General features: G+C 47.5%; 1 protein-coding gene. It reads right to left on the minus strand.

Annotated features, from left to right (window positions below):
- Positions 1-126 precede the first annotated feature (126 nt).
- A partial coding sequence (locus tag BWI97_RS26705; protein WP_233208085.1) for a sensor histidine kinase KdpD occupies positions 127-768 on the minus strand: 642 nt, incomplete at its 5' end.

Below are 768 nucleotides of genomic sequence, written 5' to 3' on the forward strand. Positions count from 1 at the left end.
GGCTCGTAGACCAGGAGTCTGCTTCTACGAATGGTTTTGATGCAGAACGATCCGCGTGTTTGGGTAGAGCAATGGTGAACGTAGTTAAGCCCGTTCGGGAAGCATTGGGTAGGACACTTTCAACGGTTAAGGTTCCCTGATGAAGTTCAACGATGCTTTGGACAACGCCAAGCCAATGCCATACCCGGTGGTCTGGTGGGTGAGTTCCTGGACCTGAAAGTAATTAGTAAAGAGTTTCTTCATGTTTTCAGGAGCAATGCCCTGACCGGTATTGGAAATCTGAATGAGTAGCTGACTGGATTGCTCGAAGATACAAACGTCGATGCATCCCTGTTCGGGCGTAAACTTAAAAGCATTAGTCAGCAAATTGAATAGCACTTTTTCCATCTGCTGCGGGTCAGCGTACAGTTTTAAAGCGGGTACCTGAGACTTAAAAGAGGTTTGGATCCGAAGGGCCTGGGCCGCATCCTCGAACGAGTCAAAAATCTCACCCACAAAAGCCACGATATTCAAGTGGGTAACCTTCAGCTCCAGCTTTTTTGACTCGATTCTACGAAAATCCATCAGCTCACTGACTAATCTAAGCAAACGGTTCGAGTGATTTTTTACGTGCTGAAGTTGCCGGGAAGCGGAAGGATCTTCTCGCAAAGCATCGATGAGGGTATCAATGGGTCCGAGGATTAACGTCAAATGCGTACGAATCTCGTGGGAGATGTGGTAAAAATTCAGTTTAACTGGTGAAGTTCCTGGTTTCGCCGGAGCGAAGCC

Source organism: Siphonobacter sp. BAB-5405, assembly GCF_002872335.1.
Taxonomy (GTDB): Bacteria; Bacteroidota; Bacteroidia; order Cytophagales; family Spirosomataceae; genus Siphonobacter.